The sequence below is a fragment of the Saccharothrix sp. NBAS 001 genome (assembly GCF_056640475.1).
On sequence record NZ_CM153251.1, the window covers coordinates 2,520,729 to 2,536,266 of the forward strand.

Genomic DNA, 15,538 nt, shown 5'->3' on the forward strand with positions numbered 1-15,538 from the left:
TCCCGGCGAGCGGCGGCGCGGTGCCCGTCATGGCACGGCGCGCCCGGCCCGGTTCCCGGCGGCGGCAGCCCTCAATAGTGCCGGAGCAACGCTCGGATTCCGCGGGAGCGCGACCACGACACCCCGAATTTCGCCCGAATGACTTACCCGGCCGGCCGAAATGTCAACATCGGCGAGCTTTCGGGACGGGGTCGGACGGCGAACTTCCGGCGAACGGGAGGTGCGCGCGACCCCCGGTGTGCGGACCCGGAGGGGGCTCGGCGCACATCGCTGCTCCGAAGGGGTGTACCACGGTTGGTCCGGCCCCGCACGGCGGCCGGCCCGCCGGTCCGGGCGGTCGCGCGGCCCGGCGAACGCCGCACGGCGGGGCCGCGAAACCGCCGCTAGCCTCCACTGCGGACCCTTCCCGAGGAGGTCACGTGACCGGCCTGCACACCGACATCCCGACTCGCGCCCAGGTGCAACGCCTGCTCACGACCAGAACGCCGGCCGGGGTGTCGCTCTACCTGCCGACCCGGCCCGAGTCGTCCGGCGACGCCGAGCGGATCGAGCTGAAGAACCTCGCCGGCGAGGCCGCCGACCAGCTGCGCGCGAGCGGTGTGGAGCGGGGGGCGCTGGCCGCCGTCGAGGAGCAGCTCGCCGACCTGGTGGACGACGACGAGTTCTGGCGCTACCAGGCCCGCAGCCTGGCGGTGTTCGTCACGCCCGAGTCGCTGACGACCTTCCGGCTGCCCAACCACCTGACGCCGGCGGCGGAGGTGTCCGACCGCTTCCACGTCAAGCCGCTGCTGCGCTCGATCACGTTCGCCCAGACCGCGTTCCTGCTGGTGCTCACCCAGGGGTCGGTGCGGCTGCTGGAGGTGGTGCCCGACGTGCTGCCCGCCGAGATCGCCGTGCCCGGGATGCCCTCGGACGTGGCGAGCGCGGTCGGCAAGTCCTCCATCGCCGACCGCGCGCCGGTCGGCCGGGTGCAGGGCGGCGAGGGGCAGAAGGTCCGGATGCGGCAGTACGCCCGGCAGGTCGACCGCGCGCTGCGGCCGGTGCTCGCGGGCCGGGACGTGCCCCTGATCCTCGCCTCGGCCGAACCGCTGGACAGCATCTTCCGCTCGGTGTGCAGCTACCCGGCGCTCGCGCCGACCGGCATCCCGGCCGGCGTCGGCGACCCCGGCACGGCGTCCGCCGACACCGAGCTGGTGGCCGCCGCGCGGGCCGTGCTGGACGGCCTGCACGCCGGGCAGCTCGACGAGCTGCGACAGCTGTTCGAGCGGCGCACGTCGCAGGGCCGCACCGCCACCGACGTGTCGGACGTGGCCCGGCTGGCGACCATGGGCGCGGTCGACACGCTGTTCGTGGACATCGACACCACGGTCCCGGGTTTCGTGGACGAGGAGACCGGCGCGGTCGAGTTCCGGGAGACGTCGAACGCCGCCGACTACGGCGTGCTGGACGAGATCGCCCGCCGGGTCTGGCTCACCGACGGCCGCGTGCTCGCCGTGCGCCGGGAGGACGTCCCGGGCGGCGGCGAGGTCGCCGCGATCCTCCGCTTCAGCCCCTGACCCCGCAGCCCGCCCCTGATGAGGGATCCCCGGGACAACCGTTCGCGTGAAAGGGCTGTTCACGGCGAAGACCGGCGTCGCCTGGTAGGACCTGCCGGAGCGGTAGGTCTCGGTGTCCACGGCGAAACGCTGGGCCGACCGCTACCGCCGTGAGAGGGCGGCGGGCATGGCCGACCTGTCCTCGCGTCCGCGCACCAGTCCCGGCCGGACCCCGACCCGCACCGAACGACGGATCGTGAAGGTGCGGGTGCCGCGCCGGTGGGGACCCGCCCGCATCGCCGGGCTGCTCGGGCCGGGTCGTGCGCCGCTACGAGCACGCCGCGCCCGGCGACCTGGTCCACGTCGACATCAAGAAGCCGGGCAACATCCCCGACGGTGGCGGCCACAGGACGCGCGGACGCGCGGCGGGCGGGCGCAACAGCTCCGCCCACCGCGACCCCGCCCGGCCTACACCGAAATCCTCCCGGACGAGAGCAGGGAATCCGCCGTCGCGTTCCGGACCAGGGCGCAGACCTTCTTCCACGCCAACGGGACCACCGTCAAACGGGTACTGACCGACGACGGCTCCTGCTACCGCTCGCACCTGTGGCGCGACATCCTCGCCGCCGCCGGCATCACCCACGAACGCACCCGCCCCTACACCTCCGAAGCCCAACGCCGCGAGGCACTGCCACGATGGCTGCACACCTACGATCACCACCGCGGCCACACCGCACTCGGCGGCCGACCACCCGCCACCCGCGTTCCCAACCTCCCAGGGCAGTACAGCTAGCGGGCCTCGACCAGGTGCCGGTACCGGGCGGTGTCGTCGGTGGTCCAGTCCGCCGGGGTGAGGATCTGCGCCCACGCCCCGACCACCTCGGCCGGGCCGTAGTGGTGGCCGTACCCCGGCGGCACGTCGGCCGCGAACACCATGTCGATGGTGAGCTGCCAGAACGTGACGGCGGGCAGCCAGGTCATCTCCGGGCTGACGTCGGGACCGGGCGGCTCCTCCAGCCAGTCCGGCGGCCTGGTCAGCAGGTCGGTCGACCACCAGACGACCGGGTCGGTGGCGTGTTGCAGGTACACCACCCGGCTCGGACCCCACGGCGTGCCCAGGTCCAGGTCCTCGGGCCGGGCGGCGAACCGCACGGCGGCCCCGCCGTCCACCACGGGCAGCCGCTCGGTCGAGGGCGGCGTGCGCCCCTCGGTGAGCTGCTGCCACACGTCGGTGGAGTTCGGGGTGCCCACCCACAGCGCGCCGGACGTCCGGGTGATCATGTCCTGCAACCCGCTGAACGCGGCCTGCCCGCCGAAGGAGCCCAGGCTCTCGCCGAACGCCACCAGCCGGGGCCGGTGGTCCGCGGGCCGGCGCTGCCACGCCGCGTAGACCTGGTCGAACAGCTCCATGCCCGCCGCGCGCGGGCTGTTGCGGTCGGCCACGAACGCCGCCCAGCTGGGCAGGTACGAGTACTGGAGAGCGGCGATCGCGGTGTCGCCGCCCTCGACGTACTCCAGCGCCTCGGCGATCGCCGGGTCGACCCAGCCGGTGCCGGTGGTCGTGGCCACGGCCAGCACCGCGCGGTCGAACGCCCCGGTGCGCTCCAGCTCGGCCACGACCAGCGTCGCGACCTCGCGCAGCGACCCGGCCGACGACAGCCCGCCGTACACCCGGACCGGCGTGCGCGCGGGACGTCCGGTGAACGCCGCGAGCTGCTGCGCGCGAGGGCCGCCGGCGGCGAACGCGCGGCCTTCCTTGCCCAGCGTCTCCCACCGCACCAGCGAGCCCGGTCCGCCCGAGCGCTCGGCCTCGACCGGCTGGACCACGCCGGGGAAGTCGCCCCGGTCGGACTGGGCGGCGATGGTGTTGACCACGGCGAGGAAGCCGTTGACCAGACCGCCGTTGACGACCAGCACCGTCATCACGGCCACCACCACGACACCGGCCAGCCGGGCGATGCGCACCGGCACGTACCGCGCGCCCCACGCGCCGACCCGCCGGGACGCGAACAGCAGCGACCGGCCGACCTCGCGCAGCGCCATCGCCACCAGGAGCGCGATCGCCAGCACGAGGCCGTAGTAGTAGTCCTCGTCGGCCCGCACGTCGACCAGCACGCGGACCTGCTCCTGCCAGTGCGCGCCCAGGCCGAGCGCTACCGGGACGTAGACGCAGGTCACCGCGCCGAGCGCGACGTTGCCCCGGTACCGCACCAGGGGCGACCAGTCCGGGTGGTAGCCGATCCGGCGGACCAGCTTCGCCACGCCCACCCCGATCAGGTAGCCGGTGGCCGAGCAGATGCCGGTGGCCACGCCCTGGAGGTACCACGCGCGGGGCAGCAGCGACGGCGTCATCGACCAGGCGAAGAACACCAGGGCGAACACCAGTCCGACACTGCTCAGCGACCGGCGGTAGCGGATCAGGGCGTGGCGGGCCGGGTGCGCGCGCGGCGCCTCCAGGGCCTCGACGGCTGCCGTGACGACCTCCCCGCGTCGCTGCTGCGGGCCGGTGTGAGCCACACCGGCGGCGAGTCCGGCCCGATGATGATCGCATCGTATGCCACGGTGTTGTCCCCCGCCCGGCCCAGTGCCGCTGACCCGTAAGGCTCAGTGCGCGTCACGGAGGTGCCGGGTCACCTCGGCGAGGTACTCGTCCGGTCGGGTGAGCAGCAGCGAGTGGCCGCCGTCCGGGAAGACGCGCAGCCGTGCGCCGGGGTGCAGGTCGAGTAGCCGCTGCCGGTGGGCCGGGGTGATCAGCGGATCGTCCTCGGCGGCGAGCACGAGCGTCGGGCCGGTCCAGCCGGGGCGCAGCGCGGCGGAGTGCCGGGCGAGGTCGAGCAGCATCGCGTAGGAGTTGGCCAGGCCGTCGCGGCCGACCCGGCGGTAGGCGGCCTCCACCCGCCCGGTCCAGAAATCGGCCTCGGGGGAGTCCCGCCACGCCGACCGCAGGGCGGTGCGCGCGGCGTCGAGGGTCTGCTCCCACGGGGTGTCCCGGATGGCGGCGAGCTTGCCGGCCAGCCGGTCGACGTCCTGCGCGCCGTAGAGCCCGGTGCCGGTGAACACCAGCGAGGCGACCCGGTCCGGCGCGCGCCGGGTGAACACCTCGGCGAGCATCCCGCCCGCCGACTGCCCGACGACGTGCGCCCGGTCGACGCCCTCGGCGTCCAGCACGGCCCGGACGGCGTCGGCCAGCCCGCCCAGCGTGGTGTGGGTGCCGGGGTAGTCGACGGTGACGACCCGGTGGTCCCCGCTCAGCGCCGGGAGCAGGTCGAGCCAGCCGATGCCGATCCCCGCGCCGCCGGGCAGCAGCAGGACGGCGTCCCCGTGCCCGGCGGTGTAGTACCGGACGCCGGCGACCTCGCCGCGCCCGCACACCCGCTCGAATTCCGCTGCCCGCTGTTCGATCGTGCGCACCCGCCGACCCCAATCCCATCAACACATGGCTATGTCTGCATGTATATCCGGCGTGGTCGCGGTCCCGCAACGTCCGCGAAGCCGGGGGAGCGCGACCGGTCCGCTGTTAGCCTGCGTGCCGTGCTGACCGGACGGGCGAGGGCGCTGCACATCGTGGCGGTCGTGGTGTTGTTGAACGCGTTGGCCGCGTTCGTCCTCTACGCCGTGCTGCACCGGGAATCCGGGCTCCGACTGGTCATGGCCGGGGCGTGGGTGCTCGTGGCGGCGTTGTCCGTGCTGATCGCCGTGCTGTGGGCGCGGGTGTACCGGGCGGCGGCGGTCGCGCTGCTCGTGGGCGTGCTGGTGAGCGGGTTCCTGGCCTGGTACGCGCTGGGGCGCGTCGCGGCCGACGAGTGCGCCGGCCGCGGCCCGACCGCCGCGCCGTCCGTGGCGGGTTCCTACAACGTGTTCACCGACGGCTTGCGGTGCACCTACCGCCCGGATCCCGCGAGCCCCGAGGAGACCGAGGTCGAACTGCCGCCGCGCTAGTCGAGTCGCTTCTTCCCGTCCCCAGGGGTGAAAGCAGTCCTCGGGGTGGACGACCGTCGGGTGGTCGACGGGATGCCGTTCAAGACGGAGACCGTTGTGGCGTGGCGGGATCTGCCGGAGCGGTGCGGGTCGTGGGTGACGGCCTGCACGGGGACCGGAAGGCCGACCGCTCGCGCACGGGCCGCGACGGCGGACGCCCGCCGGTCTTCGACCGCACCGTCGACCTCGCCACCCCCCACCATCCGGCTGTCGAGGACGGGCCCTGGCGGGTGCGGGGGCGGGCGGTCAGCCGGCGAGCACCTGTTCGGCGAAGTGGCACGCCGCCACGCGGTCGGCACCGAGGTCGCGCAGCACCGGCAGGTCCGTCCCGCACGACGGCCGGGCGAGCGGGCAGCGGGTGTGGAAGCGGCAGCCCGACGGCGGGGAGACCGGGCTCGGCGGGTCGCCGCCCAGCACCTCGCGGTCCCGGTCGCGGTCGCGCGGGTGGCGGATCGGGGCGGCGGACAGCAGGGCGCGGGTGTACGGGTGCGCCGGGTGGTCGTAGACCGTCGACACCTCGCCCATCTCGGCCAGCCGGCCCAGGTACATCACCGCGACCCGGTGCGAGACGTGCCGCACCACGGCCAGGTCGTGGGCGATGAACACCAGGCCGATGCCGAGCCGCTTCTGCAAGCCCGCCAACAGGTTCACCACCTGCGCCTGCACCGACACGTCCAGCGCCGAGACCGGCTCGTCGCACACGATCACGGACGGCTCGGTGGCCAGCGCCCGCGCGATGCCGATGCGCTGCCGCTGCCCGCCGGAGAACTCGTGCGGGTACCGGTTCATCATCTCCGGGGCCAGCCCGACCAGGTCGAGCAGTTCGGCCACGCGGTCGCGGCGGGCCGCGCCCCTGGCCAGCCGGTGCACGTCGAGCGGTTCGGCGACCAGGTCGAGCACTGGCAGCCTCGGGTTCAGCGAGGTCAGCGGGTCCTGGAAGACCATCTGCACCTGGCGGCGCTGCGCCCGGCGGGCCGCGCCGCGCAGCCCGGTCAGCGGCCGGCCCGCGAACCGCACCTCGCCGCTGTCCGGGCGTTCCAGCCCGACCAGCAGCCGGGCCAGGGTGGACTTGCCGCAGCCGGACTCGCCGACCACGCCGAGCGTCTCGCCGCGCGCGAGGGTCAGCGCGACGTCGTCCACGGCGCTGACCCGCGCGCGGCCCGCCCGGTAGGTCTTGCGCAGCCCGGTGGCGGTCAGGATCGGCTCGTCAGAGGCGGACACGGCGCAGCTCCTCGGCGTGGTGGCAGGCGGCGGTGCGGCCCTCGGCGAACGACCGGGGCAGCGGTCGCGCGGACCGGCAGGTGTCGGTGGCGCGGGCGCAGCGCGGGTGGAACGCGCACCCGGAGGGCAGCGCGAGCAGGTTGGGCGGCGCGCCGGGGATCGCCCGCAGCTCGCCGCCCACGGCCTCGGCGTCCGGGACGGAGGCCAGCAGCGCCTCGGTGTACGGGTGGTTCGGCGCGTCGAGCACGTCGGCGGCGGTGCCGGTCTCCACGACCCGCCCGGCGTACATCACCGCGATCCGGTCGGCGATCTCGGCGGCCACGCCCAGGTCGTGCGTGATCAGCAGGACGCCCATGCCCAGCTCGGTGCGCAGCCGGTCGAGCAGGCGCAGGATCTGGGCCTGCACGGTCACGTCCAGCGCGGTGGTCGGCTCGTCGGCGATGAGCAGCCGGGGGCCGAGCGCGACCGCCATGGCGATCAGGATGCGCTGCCGCATCCCGCCGGAGAACTGGTGCGGGTAGTCCTTGACCCGCTTGTCCGGCGCGGGGATGCCGACCAGCCGGAGCAGCTCGACGGACTCGGCGCGGGCCGCCCGCCGGGACGCCCCCCGGTGCACCCGGAACAGCTCGCCGAGCTGGTCCTCGATGGACAGCACGGGGTTCAGCGCGGACAGCGCGTCCTGGAACACCAGGGTCAGGTCTTTGCCGCGCCGCGCGCGCAGCTGTTCGGCGGGCATCGTCAGCAGGTCCGCGCCCGCGAGCGACAGCTCGTCGGCGGAGACCTCGGCGGCCGGGCCGAGCAGGCCCATCACCGCCCGCGCGGTCACCGACTTGCCCGAGCCGGACTCGCCGAGCAGGGCCACCACCTCGCCCGGCGCGACGTCGAGGTCGACCCCCGCGACGGCGGGCACGGTGCCGCGCGGCGTGGAGAAGGTCACCTTCAGCCCGCGGACCCGCAGGGCGGACGCATCTGGAACGGACACGGCTCTCCTCGGTGCGACGGATTCGTGCGCTGAATTGATGATCTGCGCCGAAGTTGTAGGCACATGTTGACACTTGCGCTGGATTTTGACAATCTCCCGTCAATCCTGCCGACAACAGTCACCCCGCCGCCCGATCCCGCCGGATCCGTGCGCCAGGGGATGCGAAGGGGTGATCCCGTGCTCGACCGAGCGCAGCGCTACACCGGCTACCAGTCCTACGACTACCTGGAAGCGGGGGTGGACTACCGCGAGTTCAAGTTCGCGCCGGAACTGGACCGGGTGCCCGCCTACGCCGGCCTCGACCTGTCCGACGCGCAGCGCGAACGGGTGACCCGCCTGCTCACCGACAACATCGTGGTGTCGCTGCACGACCACCCGACGGTCTTCCCCGAGGACATCGGCGAGACCATCGACTACAACCGCACCGGCCGCCAGCACACCGGGTTCGAGGGCCTGGCCCGCTCCGGCATGACCGCGGTGTTCGACAACTTCATGGACGGCACCTGCTGCGTCACCAGCCAGATGGGCTGGAAGTGGACCGACGTCATCGCCGACATCGGCACCCGGCTCTCCGACCTCGCGCACCAGGACTACGTGGTGGTGGCCCGCGACGTCGCCGACATCCGCACCGCGCACGCCGAGGGCCGGATGGCGCTCGTGGTCTCCACCGAGGCCGCCACCATGATCGAGAACGAGGTGGACCGGCTCGACATCCTCTACGGCTTCGGCGTGCGGCAGATGGGCATCGCCTACAGCGAGTCCAACACGCTGGGCAGCGGCCTGAAGGAGAAGCGCGACGGCGGCCTGACCTACTTCGGCGAGAAGGCCGTGCGCCGGATGAACAAGCTCGGCATCGCCATCGACGTGTCCCACTCCGGCGACCAGACCTCGCTGGACGTCATCGCGCACTCCACCAAGCCGATCTTCATCACGCACGCCGGCGCGCGCGGCGTGTGGCCGACCAACCGGATGAAGCCCGACGAGGTCATCCGCGCGTGCGCCGAGCGGGGCGGGGTCATCGGCATCGAGGCCGCGCCGCACACCACGCTGTCGCCGGACCACCCGAGCCACTCCATCGAGTCGGTCATGGACCACTTCGCCTACTGCGTCGACCTGGTGGGCATCGACCACGTGGCCTTCGGCCCGGACACCCTGTTCGGCGACCACGTCGGCCTGCACGACGCGTTCGCGCAGCACCTGTCGATCGCGCAGGCGCACGGGCACGTCGACCACCCCCGGGTGGACTACGTGGCGGGGCTGGAGAACCCGGCGGAGTGCTTCTGGAACATCGTCGCCTGGCTGGTCCGGCACGACTACTCCGACGACGACATCACCAAGGTCCTGGGGGGCAACATCATGCGGGTCCTAGAGGAGGTCTGGTACTGATGCTCCGCAAGCTCATCGCCGGAGTCGGCGCGCTCGCCCTGGTCGTGACGGCCGCGGCGTGCGGGTCGGGCGGCGGGTCGGCCGGCAAGGCCGGCTCCACCCGGATCGTCATCGGCACGACCGCCGACGTGGTGAACTACAACCCGCTGGTGGGCAACAGCCGCACCGACTCGTGGGTGACCAACCTGATGTACCCCAAGCTCATGTCGATGGACATGGAGGGCAGGCGGACGCCGCACCTGGCCACCTCCTGGGAGTACGGCCCCGGCGGCACCACCGCGAAGGTCACCCTGCGCGACGACATGAAGTGGACCGACGGCAAGCCGGTCTCCGCCGACGACGTCGTGTTCACCATCAACGCGGTGGCCAAGGAGAAGATCGGCGTCGTGGCCGGCCTGATCTCCTCGTTCGGCTCGGCCAAGGCGGTCTCGCCCACCGAGGTCGAGTTCACCCTGACCCGCCCCGACGGCACGTTCCTGGACAACGTCGGCTTCTGGATGGCCGTCGTGCCCGCGCACGTGTTCGGCAAGGCCCCCAGCGTGGCGAAGTTCGCCAACGACGCCGACTGGGTCTCCGCCGGGCCGTACAAGCTGTCGAAGGTGGAACGCGGCCAGCGGTACGTGCTCGACCGCGTCACGCCGTACCCGTTGGCGGACAACAACACCCCGAACCTGGAGCAGGTCGTCTTCCGGGTCTTCGGCGACGTCAACACCGAGGTCCTGGCGCTGCGCAACGGCGAGATCGACCTGGTGGCCAACGCGCTGCCGCCGACCCTGGCCAAGTCCGTGCAGGGCGACGGCAAGCTCAAGACCGTGGAGATCCCGTCGCTGGGCTGGGCGCACATGCAGTACAACGTGCAGCGCGCGCCGCTGGACAAGGTCGAGGTGCGCCAGGCGCTCGCGGCGGCCGTCGACTACGAGGCCATCCGCAAGTCCGCCTTGCAGGGCGCGGCCGTGTCGTCCAACTCCTCGGTGCTCACGCCCACCCTCAAGCAGTGGACCGACTCCTCGGCGCAGGAGTACAAGCACGACGTCGCCAAGGCCAAGGACCTGCTGGCCAAGGCGGGCCACGCGAACGGCCTGTCGCTGAGCATGATCTACGACCAGGCCGACCCGAACATCGCCAAGTGGGCGCAGCTGGTCCGCGACGGCGCGAAGGAGGCCGGCATCGAGATCAAGCTGGAGGGCCTGGAGCGCAACACCTACGTGGCCAAGGGCACCAACCGCGACTTCGACATCTACGCGGGCTCGTGGGCGATCATGGACAACCCGCCCGCGAACCTCGGCCTGGCGTTCAAGTGCGGCGGGTTCATCAACTACGCCAACGTGTGCGACCCCGAGCTGGACAAGCTCATCTCGCAGGCCCAGGAGCAGACCGACCCGGCCGCGGCCAAGGCCCCGATCCAGCAGGCCGCCCGGATCATCTCCGACAAGGTCTACGACAACGTGCTGTACGTGGAGAAGTTCACCTTCGCGCACCGCGCCGAGTGGTCCGGGTTCGTGCAGCGGCCCAGCGAGCTGCTCTCGATCGTCAACCCCGAGTCGCTGGCCAAGGCGAAGGCGAACTAGCGCCATGTCCACTGCCGCAGTCGGATTCGCCGCCCGCAGGGTGCTGCGCGGGCTGCTCACCATGTGGTTCGCGGTGACGGTCACCTTCTTCCTGCTCCGGCTGCTGCCCGGCGACCCGGCGCTGGCCATCGCCGACCCCGGCATGACCGAGGAGCTGCGGGCCAACCTGATCGCGGGCTACGGCCTGGACCGGCCGATCCTGGTGCAGTACTGGGAGTACCTGGTGCACCTGGTCCAGGGCGACCTGGGCGTCTCGTTCCGGCAGAACCAGCCGGTGACCACCGTGCTGCTGGAACGACTGCCGTGGACGCTGCTGCTGGCGCTGTCCGCGGTCGTGGTCACGGTCGTGGTCGGCATCCCGCTCGGGGTGCTGGCCGCGACCCGGGCCCGGACGTGGGTGGACCGCGCGGTGCAGGTGGGCGGCGTCACCGCGCAGTCCATGTTCGTGCCCAGCGTCGGCGTGCTGCTGCTCTACGTCTTCGGCGTCACGCTGGGCTGGCTGCCCATCGGCGGCGCGATCGACGAGGACGTCACCGGGCTCGCCGCGGTGGGCAGCGTGGCCGCGCACCTGGTGCTGCCGTGCCTGTCGCTGGTGCTCATCCAGCTCGGGTCCTACGTGCTGACCCTGCGGACCACGCTGATCGAGACGCTGGGGGAGGACTACGTGACCCTGGCGCGGGCGAAGGGCGTGCCGGCGCGCAAGGTCGTGTGGAAGCACGCCCTGCGCAACGCGCTGCTGCCCACCACCACGCTGATGGGCCTCCAGTTCAGCCTGCTGGTCGGCGGCGCGGTGCTCACCGAGACCATCTACGCCTACCCGGGCGTCGGCCGGGCCATCTTCGAGGCGGTCGGCCGGCTGGACTTCCCGGTGCTCCAAGGGGCGTTCCTGGTGCTGGCCGGCACCGTGATCGTCGCCAACCTGCTCACCGACATCGCCTACGGCGTGCTGGACCCGAGGGTGAGGACGTCATGACCGCCGAGACCGCGACGGGGACCGTGACGGCGACCGCGACGGGGCTGCCGCCGTCGGAGAGCACGGCGGCGCAGACCTGGCGGGCGTTCCGGCGCAACCCGCTGGGCGTCGCGGGCGGGCTGGTGCTGCTCGTGCTGGTGCTGGTGGCGATCGCCGCGCCGCTGATCGCCGAGTACCCCAGCGGCAGCAGCGACGACGTGCTGCTGGGGCCCTCCGGCGGGCACCCGCTGGGCACCGACGACCTCGGCCGGGACGTGTTCGGCCAGGTCGTGTGGGGCACCCGGATGAGCATCACGGTCGGCTTCGCGGCCAGCGTGCTGGCCATCCTGGCGGGCACCGCGATCGGTGTCGCGGCGGCGTACTTCCGCAAGCTCGACACCGCGCTGGGCGTGCTGGTCGACCTGTCGCTGTCGCTGCCCGTGCTGCCGCTGATGATCCTGATCGCCGCCCTGGTCGGCCCCAGCGCCACCACGCTGGTGATCGTGATCGCCGCGTTCGGCTGGCCCGAGGTGGCGCGGGTGGTCCGGTCGCAGGCGATGACCGTGATGCCGCAGCAGTTCATCGCGGCGGCCAACGTGATCGGCGGGTCGCACCGCTGGATCATCCGCAAGCACGTGCTGCCCGGCGTGGCCCCGGTGGTCGTGGTGTCGGTGGTGATGACGACCTCGCGCGCGGTGCTGTCCGAGGCGGGGCTGTCCTTCCTCGGCCTGGGCGACCCGAACAGCTGGTCGTGGGGCGCGATCCTGCACAACGCCCAGCAGTCCGGCTCGCTGACCACCGCCTGGTGGACCACGTTGTTCCCGTCCCTGGCGATCCTGCTGCTGGTCGTGTCCACAACCCTGCTCTCGGTCGCGTACAACGACGCCCGCAACCCGAAGACGAGGTGACCCGGTGGCTTTCACCCAACGGCTGCCCGCGAGTTTCCACACCGACCTGCGCGACCGGATCGGCGCGCGGCTCGACGCCGCGGGCCTGGACGCGGTGATCCTGGACGACGCCCTCGACGTCGCCTACGTCACCGGGTTCTCGCACTTCCCCAACGAACGCCCGGTGGCCGCGTACGTGCCGCGCGAGGGCGGGGTGCTGCTGCTCGTGCCGGACCTGGAACGGGAGTACGCGCACGCCCAGGACGTGCGCGCGGAGATCGTGGCCTACCCGGAGTTCCCCGGCCGGCGGTCCCCGTTCGCCGCCCTGCTCGACCTGGTCGGGCCGCTGCGCCGGGCCGGGTACGCGCCGTCCACCTCGGTCGCCCGCGCGGCCGAGCTGTCGTCCACCTTCGACAGTGCGCAGTGGACGGCGACCGACGTCGTGGACCGGTTGCGCCGGGTGAAGACGACCGAGGAGGTCGCCCTGCACGAGGAGGCCGCGCGGATCGCCGACGCGATGCTGGCCGAGGGGGCGCGGCTGGTCGCCGAGAGCGGGGAGCTGCCGACCGAGACCGAGCTGGCCGGGCACGTGACCCGGTTCGGCGCGGCGAAGATGTACGCCGAGCACGAGGACGTCGTGGTCGTGCCGATGCTGACCGGCGGCCTGGTCTACGGCGGGCCGAACTCGGCGCAGCCGCACCGGATGCCCGGCGGCGACCGGCTGCGCGCCGGCGAGCCGTTCATGCTGTCGCTGGGCTGCGCGGTCGGCGGCCGGTTCGTGGAGAGCGAGCGCACCTTCCTGCTCGGCGACCCGACGCCCGAGCAGCGCCGCTACTACGAGGTGGTGCGCGAGGCGCAGCACGTCGGCACCGAGGCGCTGCGGCCCGGCGTGCGGTGCGAGGACGCGAACACCCGGTGCCTGGACGTGATCCGGGCCGCCGGGCTGGGCGGGTTCCTGCGGCACCGGCAGGGCCACGGCATCGGCCTGGGCTTCCACGAGCCGCCGTGGGTGTCCGAGGGCGACGCCACCGTGCTGGAGCCGGGCATGGTGCTCTCCAGCGAGCCCGGCGTCTACGTGCCCGGCCACGCCGGCTACCGGATCTCCGACACCGTGCTGGTCACCGAGGACGGTCCGCGCCGGCTCACCGGGTTCCCGCGCGACATCGACGACATCACGATTGGACGCTGACATGCTGGTCGAGATCAACGGCAACCGGCTCAACGTCGAGGTGCTCGGCGACGGGCCCGGCAAGCCCACCATGATCGTGCACCACGGCGCGCCCGGCCTCGGGTCGCTCGCCGAGCCGCGCGGGTCGTTCGGGCCGTTCGCCGACGAGTACCGCGTGGTGGTGTTCGACGCGCGCGGGTCGGGCGCGAGCGAGGGCAACCCGCCGTTCACCCACGAGCAGTGGGCCGCCGACGTCGACGGGCTGCGCGCGTGGCTGGGCGTGGAGACCGTGGTGGTGGCGGGCGGCTCGTACGGCGGGTTCATCGCCATGGAGTACGCCATCCGCTACCCGGACCGGGTCGCCGCGCTGGTCCTGCGCGACACCTCGGCCGACAGCGCGAACCAGGAGGCCGCCAACCGCAACGCCCTGGAGTCCTCGCGGGTCGAGGTCGACCGAGACAAGCTGGCCCGGATCATGTCCGGGACCGTGCGCGACGACGACGACCTGCGGGACTGCTGGCGGGAGATCCTGCCGCTCTACGACCACGAGCTGGACTGGGCGAAGGTGGACGCGATCGTCGCGCGCACCCCGTACCGGTACCGGACGCACAACTACGCGTTCGCGGTGAACCAGCCGGGCTACGACATCAAGCCGCTGCTGCCGACGATCACCGCGCCCACCCTGGTCACCGTCGGCCGGCACGACTGGATCACCCCGCCGGCGTGCTCGGAGACCATCGCCGAGCTGGTGCCCGACGCCGAACTGGTGGTGTTCGAGGAGTCCGGCCACTCGCCCCAGGTCGAGCAGGCGGCCGAGTTCCAGGCCGTGGTGCGGGGATTCCTGTCGCGGGCGGGCAAGCCTGCGGCATGATGTCCGGCGACATGGAAGAACTCGATTCGCTGGACCGCCGGATCGTGGCCGCGTTGCAGGTCAACGGGCGGGCCAGCTGGACGGAGATCGCCGCGCTGGTGGACACCTCGGTGACCACGGTGGCCCGGCGCGCGCAGCAGATGTTCGCCCGGGGCCTGGTCCGGGTCGCCGTCGTGCCGCAGCAGTCCGGCGCGACCGACCTGCTGATCGTGCGGTTGCAGTGCGCGGCGGGCACCCAGATCCAGGTGGCGCGGGCGATCGCGGCCCGGCCCGAGGTGCGGTTCGTCGCCCTGGTGACCGGCTCGCACGACCTGATGGCCGAGGTCTTGGTGCCCAAGGGCACGGCGTTGCAGGCGCTGCTGGTCAACGGCCTGCAGAACGTGCCGGGCATCCAGCGCAGCGTCGCCGACCTGGAGCTGCACACCTACAAGTCCAACCACGAGTGGAGCCGGGGCGTGCTCGGCAAGGGCGATTTCCCGCGCCCCGAGCCGCACGTGTGCGCGGCCGACGACCTCGACGAGCTGGACCACCGGATCCTGGCCGCGCTCAGCGACGACGGGCGGGCCGCGTTCCAGACCGTGGCCGGTGGCCTGGGGGTCAGCGAGAGCACCGTGCGCCGCCGGTTCGAGGCGGCCTACCAGCGCGGCTGCGTGCAGGTGATCACGCTGGTCCCGGCGGCGGCGCTGGGGTTCGAGGCGGAGATCATCTACTGGCTGTCGGTGACCCCGTCCCGGCTGCTGGCGGTGGCCGAGGAGCTGGCCGCGCACCGGGGCGTCCGGTACGTGACGGCGATGCTGGGGCAGGAGTCGCTGATGTGCGAGGTGATCCTGGAGACCAACGAGGACGTCCTGCGCTTCACCACCGAGACGCTGGCCGGGCTGGAGGGCGTCCAGGCGTGGACGGCGAACGTGCAGCTGCTGACGTTGAAGCGCGGGTTCGTGCCCACGCCTTGGTCGGCGGCGCTGCTGGCCGCCGAGCGCGTCTGACCGC

The 15,538-nt window shown here is 72.8% G+C and carries 13 protein-coding genes and 1 pseudogene; 10 read left to right on the forward strand and 4 right to left on the reverse strand.

Going from position 1 to position 15,538, the window contains the following annotated elements:
- Positions 1-419 precede the first annotated feature (419 nt).
- Together AC0HI0_RS10430 and AC0HI0_RS10435 are read left to right on the forward strand one after the other, a co-directional pair.
- Positions 420-1,556, forward strand: coding sequence for a baeRF11 domain-containing protein (locus tag AC0HI0_RS10430; RefSeq protein WP_480932093.1), 1,137 nt, complete (start codon positions 420-422; stop codon positions 1,554-1,556).
- Between the two features lie 172 nt (positions 1,557-1,728).
- A pseudogene (locus AC0HI0_RS10435) lies at positions 1,729-2,328 on the forward strand (transposase family protein); the annotation flags it as partial.
- Here the strand turns inward: AC0HI0_RS10435 and AC0HI0_RS10440 are convergent.
- Positions 2,325-4,052: an alpha/beta hydrolase gene (locus tag AC0HI0_RS10440; protein ID WP_480932094.1), complete on the reverse strand. Its 1,728-nt coding sequence runs from the start codon at positions 4,050-4,052 to the stop codon at positions 2,325-2,327. The pseudogene AC0HI0_RS10435 and the gene AC0HI0_RS10440 sit on opposite strands and share 4 nt — an antisense overlap.
- Positions 4,053-4,139: 87 nt before the next feature.
- Positions 4,140-4,946 carry an alpha/beta fold hydrolase gene (locus AC0HI0_RS10445; protein ID WP_480932095.1) on the reverse strand — a complete coding sequence of 269 codons (807 nt, stop codon included), beginning with the start codon at positions 4,944-4,946 and terminating at the stop codon, positions 4,140-4,142.
- Between the two features lie 120 nt (positions 4,947-5,066).
- On the opposite strand from AC0HI0_RS10445, the gene AC0HI0_RS10450 reads away from it, so the two are divergent.
- Complete coding sequence (locus AC0HI0_RS10450) at positions 5,067-5,474, forward strand: hypothetical protein (RefSeq protein ID WP_480932096.1); 408 nt, start codon at positions 5,067-5,069, stop codon at positions 5,472-5,474.
- A 285-nt stretch (positions 5,475-5,759) separates the two neighbouring features.
- Here the strand turns inward: AC0HI0_RS10450 and AC0HI0_RS10455 are convergent, their stop codons facing one another.
- Together AC0HI0_RS10455 and AC0HI0_RS10460 are read right to left on the reverse strand one after the other, a co-directional pair.
- A complete protein-coding gene (locus AC0HI0_RS10455; protein WP_480932097.1) occupies positions 5,760-6,734 on the reverse strand; it encodes an ABC transporter ATP-binding protein in 975 nt (324 codons plus the stop codon).
- A complete protein-coding gene (locus AC0HI0_RS10460; protein WP_480932098.1) occupies positions 6,721-7,716 on the reverse strand; it encodes an ABC transporter ATP-binding protein in 996 nt (331 codons plus the stop codon). Before AC0HI0_RS10460 ends, AC0HI0_RS10455 begins: the two co-directional genes overlap by 14 nt.
- Before the next feature lie 177 nt (positions 7,717-7,893).
- Between AC0HI0_RS10460 and AC0HI0_RS10465 the strand changes: the two genes are divergently transcribed.
- The 7 genes from AC0HI0_RS10465 to AC0HI0_RS10495 are packed head-to-tail and all read left to right on the forward strand — an operon-like array spanning position 7,894 to position 15,534.
- Positions 7,894-9,102, forward strand: coding sequence for a dipeptidase (locus tag AC0HI0_RS10465; protein WP_480932099.1), 1,209 nt, complete (start codon positions 7,894-7,896; stop codon positions 9,100-9,102).
- A complete protein-coding gene (locus AC0HI0_RS10470) occupies positions 9,102-10,670 on the forward strand; it encodes an ABC transporter substrate-binding protein (protein WP_480932100.1) in 1,569 nt (522 codons plus the stop codon). Before AC0HI0_RS10465 ends, AC0HI0_RS10470 begins: the two co-directional genes overlap by 1 nt.
- 4 nt (positions 10,671-10,674) lie before the next feature.
- Positions 10,675-11,643: an ABC transporter permease gene (locus AC0HI0_RS10475; RefSeq protein ID WP_480932101.1), complete on the forward strand. Its 969-nt coding sequence runs from the start codon at positions 10,675-10,677 to the stop codon at positions 11,641-11,643.
- Positions 11,640-12,530, forward strand: coding sequence for an ABC transporter permease (locus AC0HI0_RS10480; protein ID WP_480932102.1), 891 nt, complete (start codon positions 11,640-11,642; stop codon positions 12,528-12,530). Before AC0HI0_RS10475 ends, AC0HI0_RS10480 begins: the two co-directional genes overlap by 4 nt.
- 4 nt (positions 12,531-12,534) lie before the next feature.
- Complete coding sequence (locus tag AC0HI0_RS10485) at positions 12,535-13,698, forward strand: M24 family metallopeptidase (RefSeq protein WP_480932103.1); 1,164 nt, start codon at positions 12,535-12,537, stop codon at positions 13,696-13,698.
- A 1-nt stretch (position 13,699) separates the two neighbouring features.
- Positions 13,700-14,548, forward strand: coding sequence for an alpha/beta fold hydrolase (locus tag AC0HI0_RS10490; protein WP_480932104.1), 849 nt, complete (start codon positions 13,700-13,702; stop codon positions 14,546-14,548).
- An 11-nt stretch (positions 14,549-14,559) separates the two neighbouring features.
- A complete protein-coding gene (locus AC0HI0_RS10495; RefSeq protein ID WP_480932105.1) occupies positions 14,560-15,534 on the forward strand; it encodes an Lrp/AsnC family transcriptional regulator in 975 nt (324 codons plus the stop codon).
- The last annotated feature ends 4 nt before the right edge of the window (positions 15,535-15,538 follow it).

Coding starts and splice junctions, on each gene's coding strand:
- AC0HI0_RS10470 (WP_480932100.1), top strand. CDS start 9,102: ATGCTCCGCAAGCTCATCGCCGGAGTCGGCGCGCTCGCCCTGGTCGTG.
- AC0HI0_RS10475 (WP_480932101.1), top strand. CDS start 10,675: ATGTCCACTGCCGCAGTCGGATTCGCCGCCCGCAGGGTGCTGCGCGGG.
- AC0HI0_RS10480 (WP_480932102.1), top strand. CDS start 11,640: ATGACCGCCGAGACCGCGACGGGGACCGTGACGGCGACCGCGACGGGG.
- AC0HI0_RS10490 (WP_480932104.1), top strand. CDS start 13,700: ATGCTGGTCGAGATCAACGGCAACCGGCTCAACGTCGAGGTGCTCGGC.
- AC0HI0_RS10495 (WP_480932105.1), top strand. CDS start 14,560: ATGGAAGAACTCGATTCGCTGGACCGCCGGATCGTGGCCGCGTTGCAG.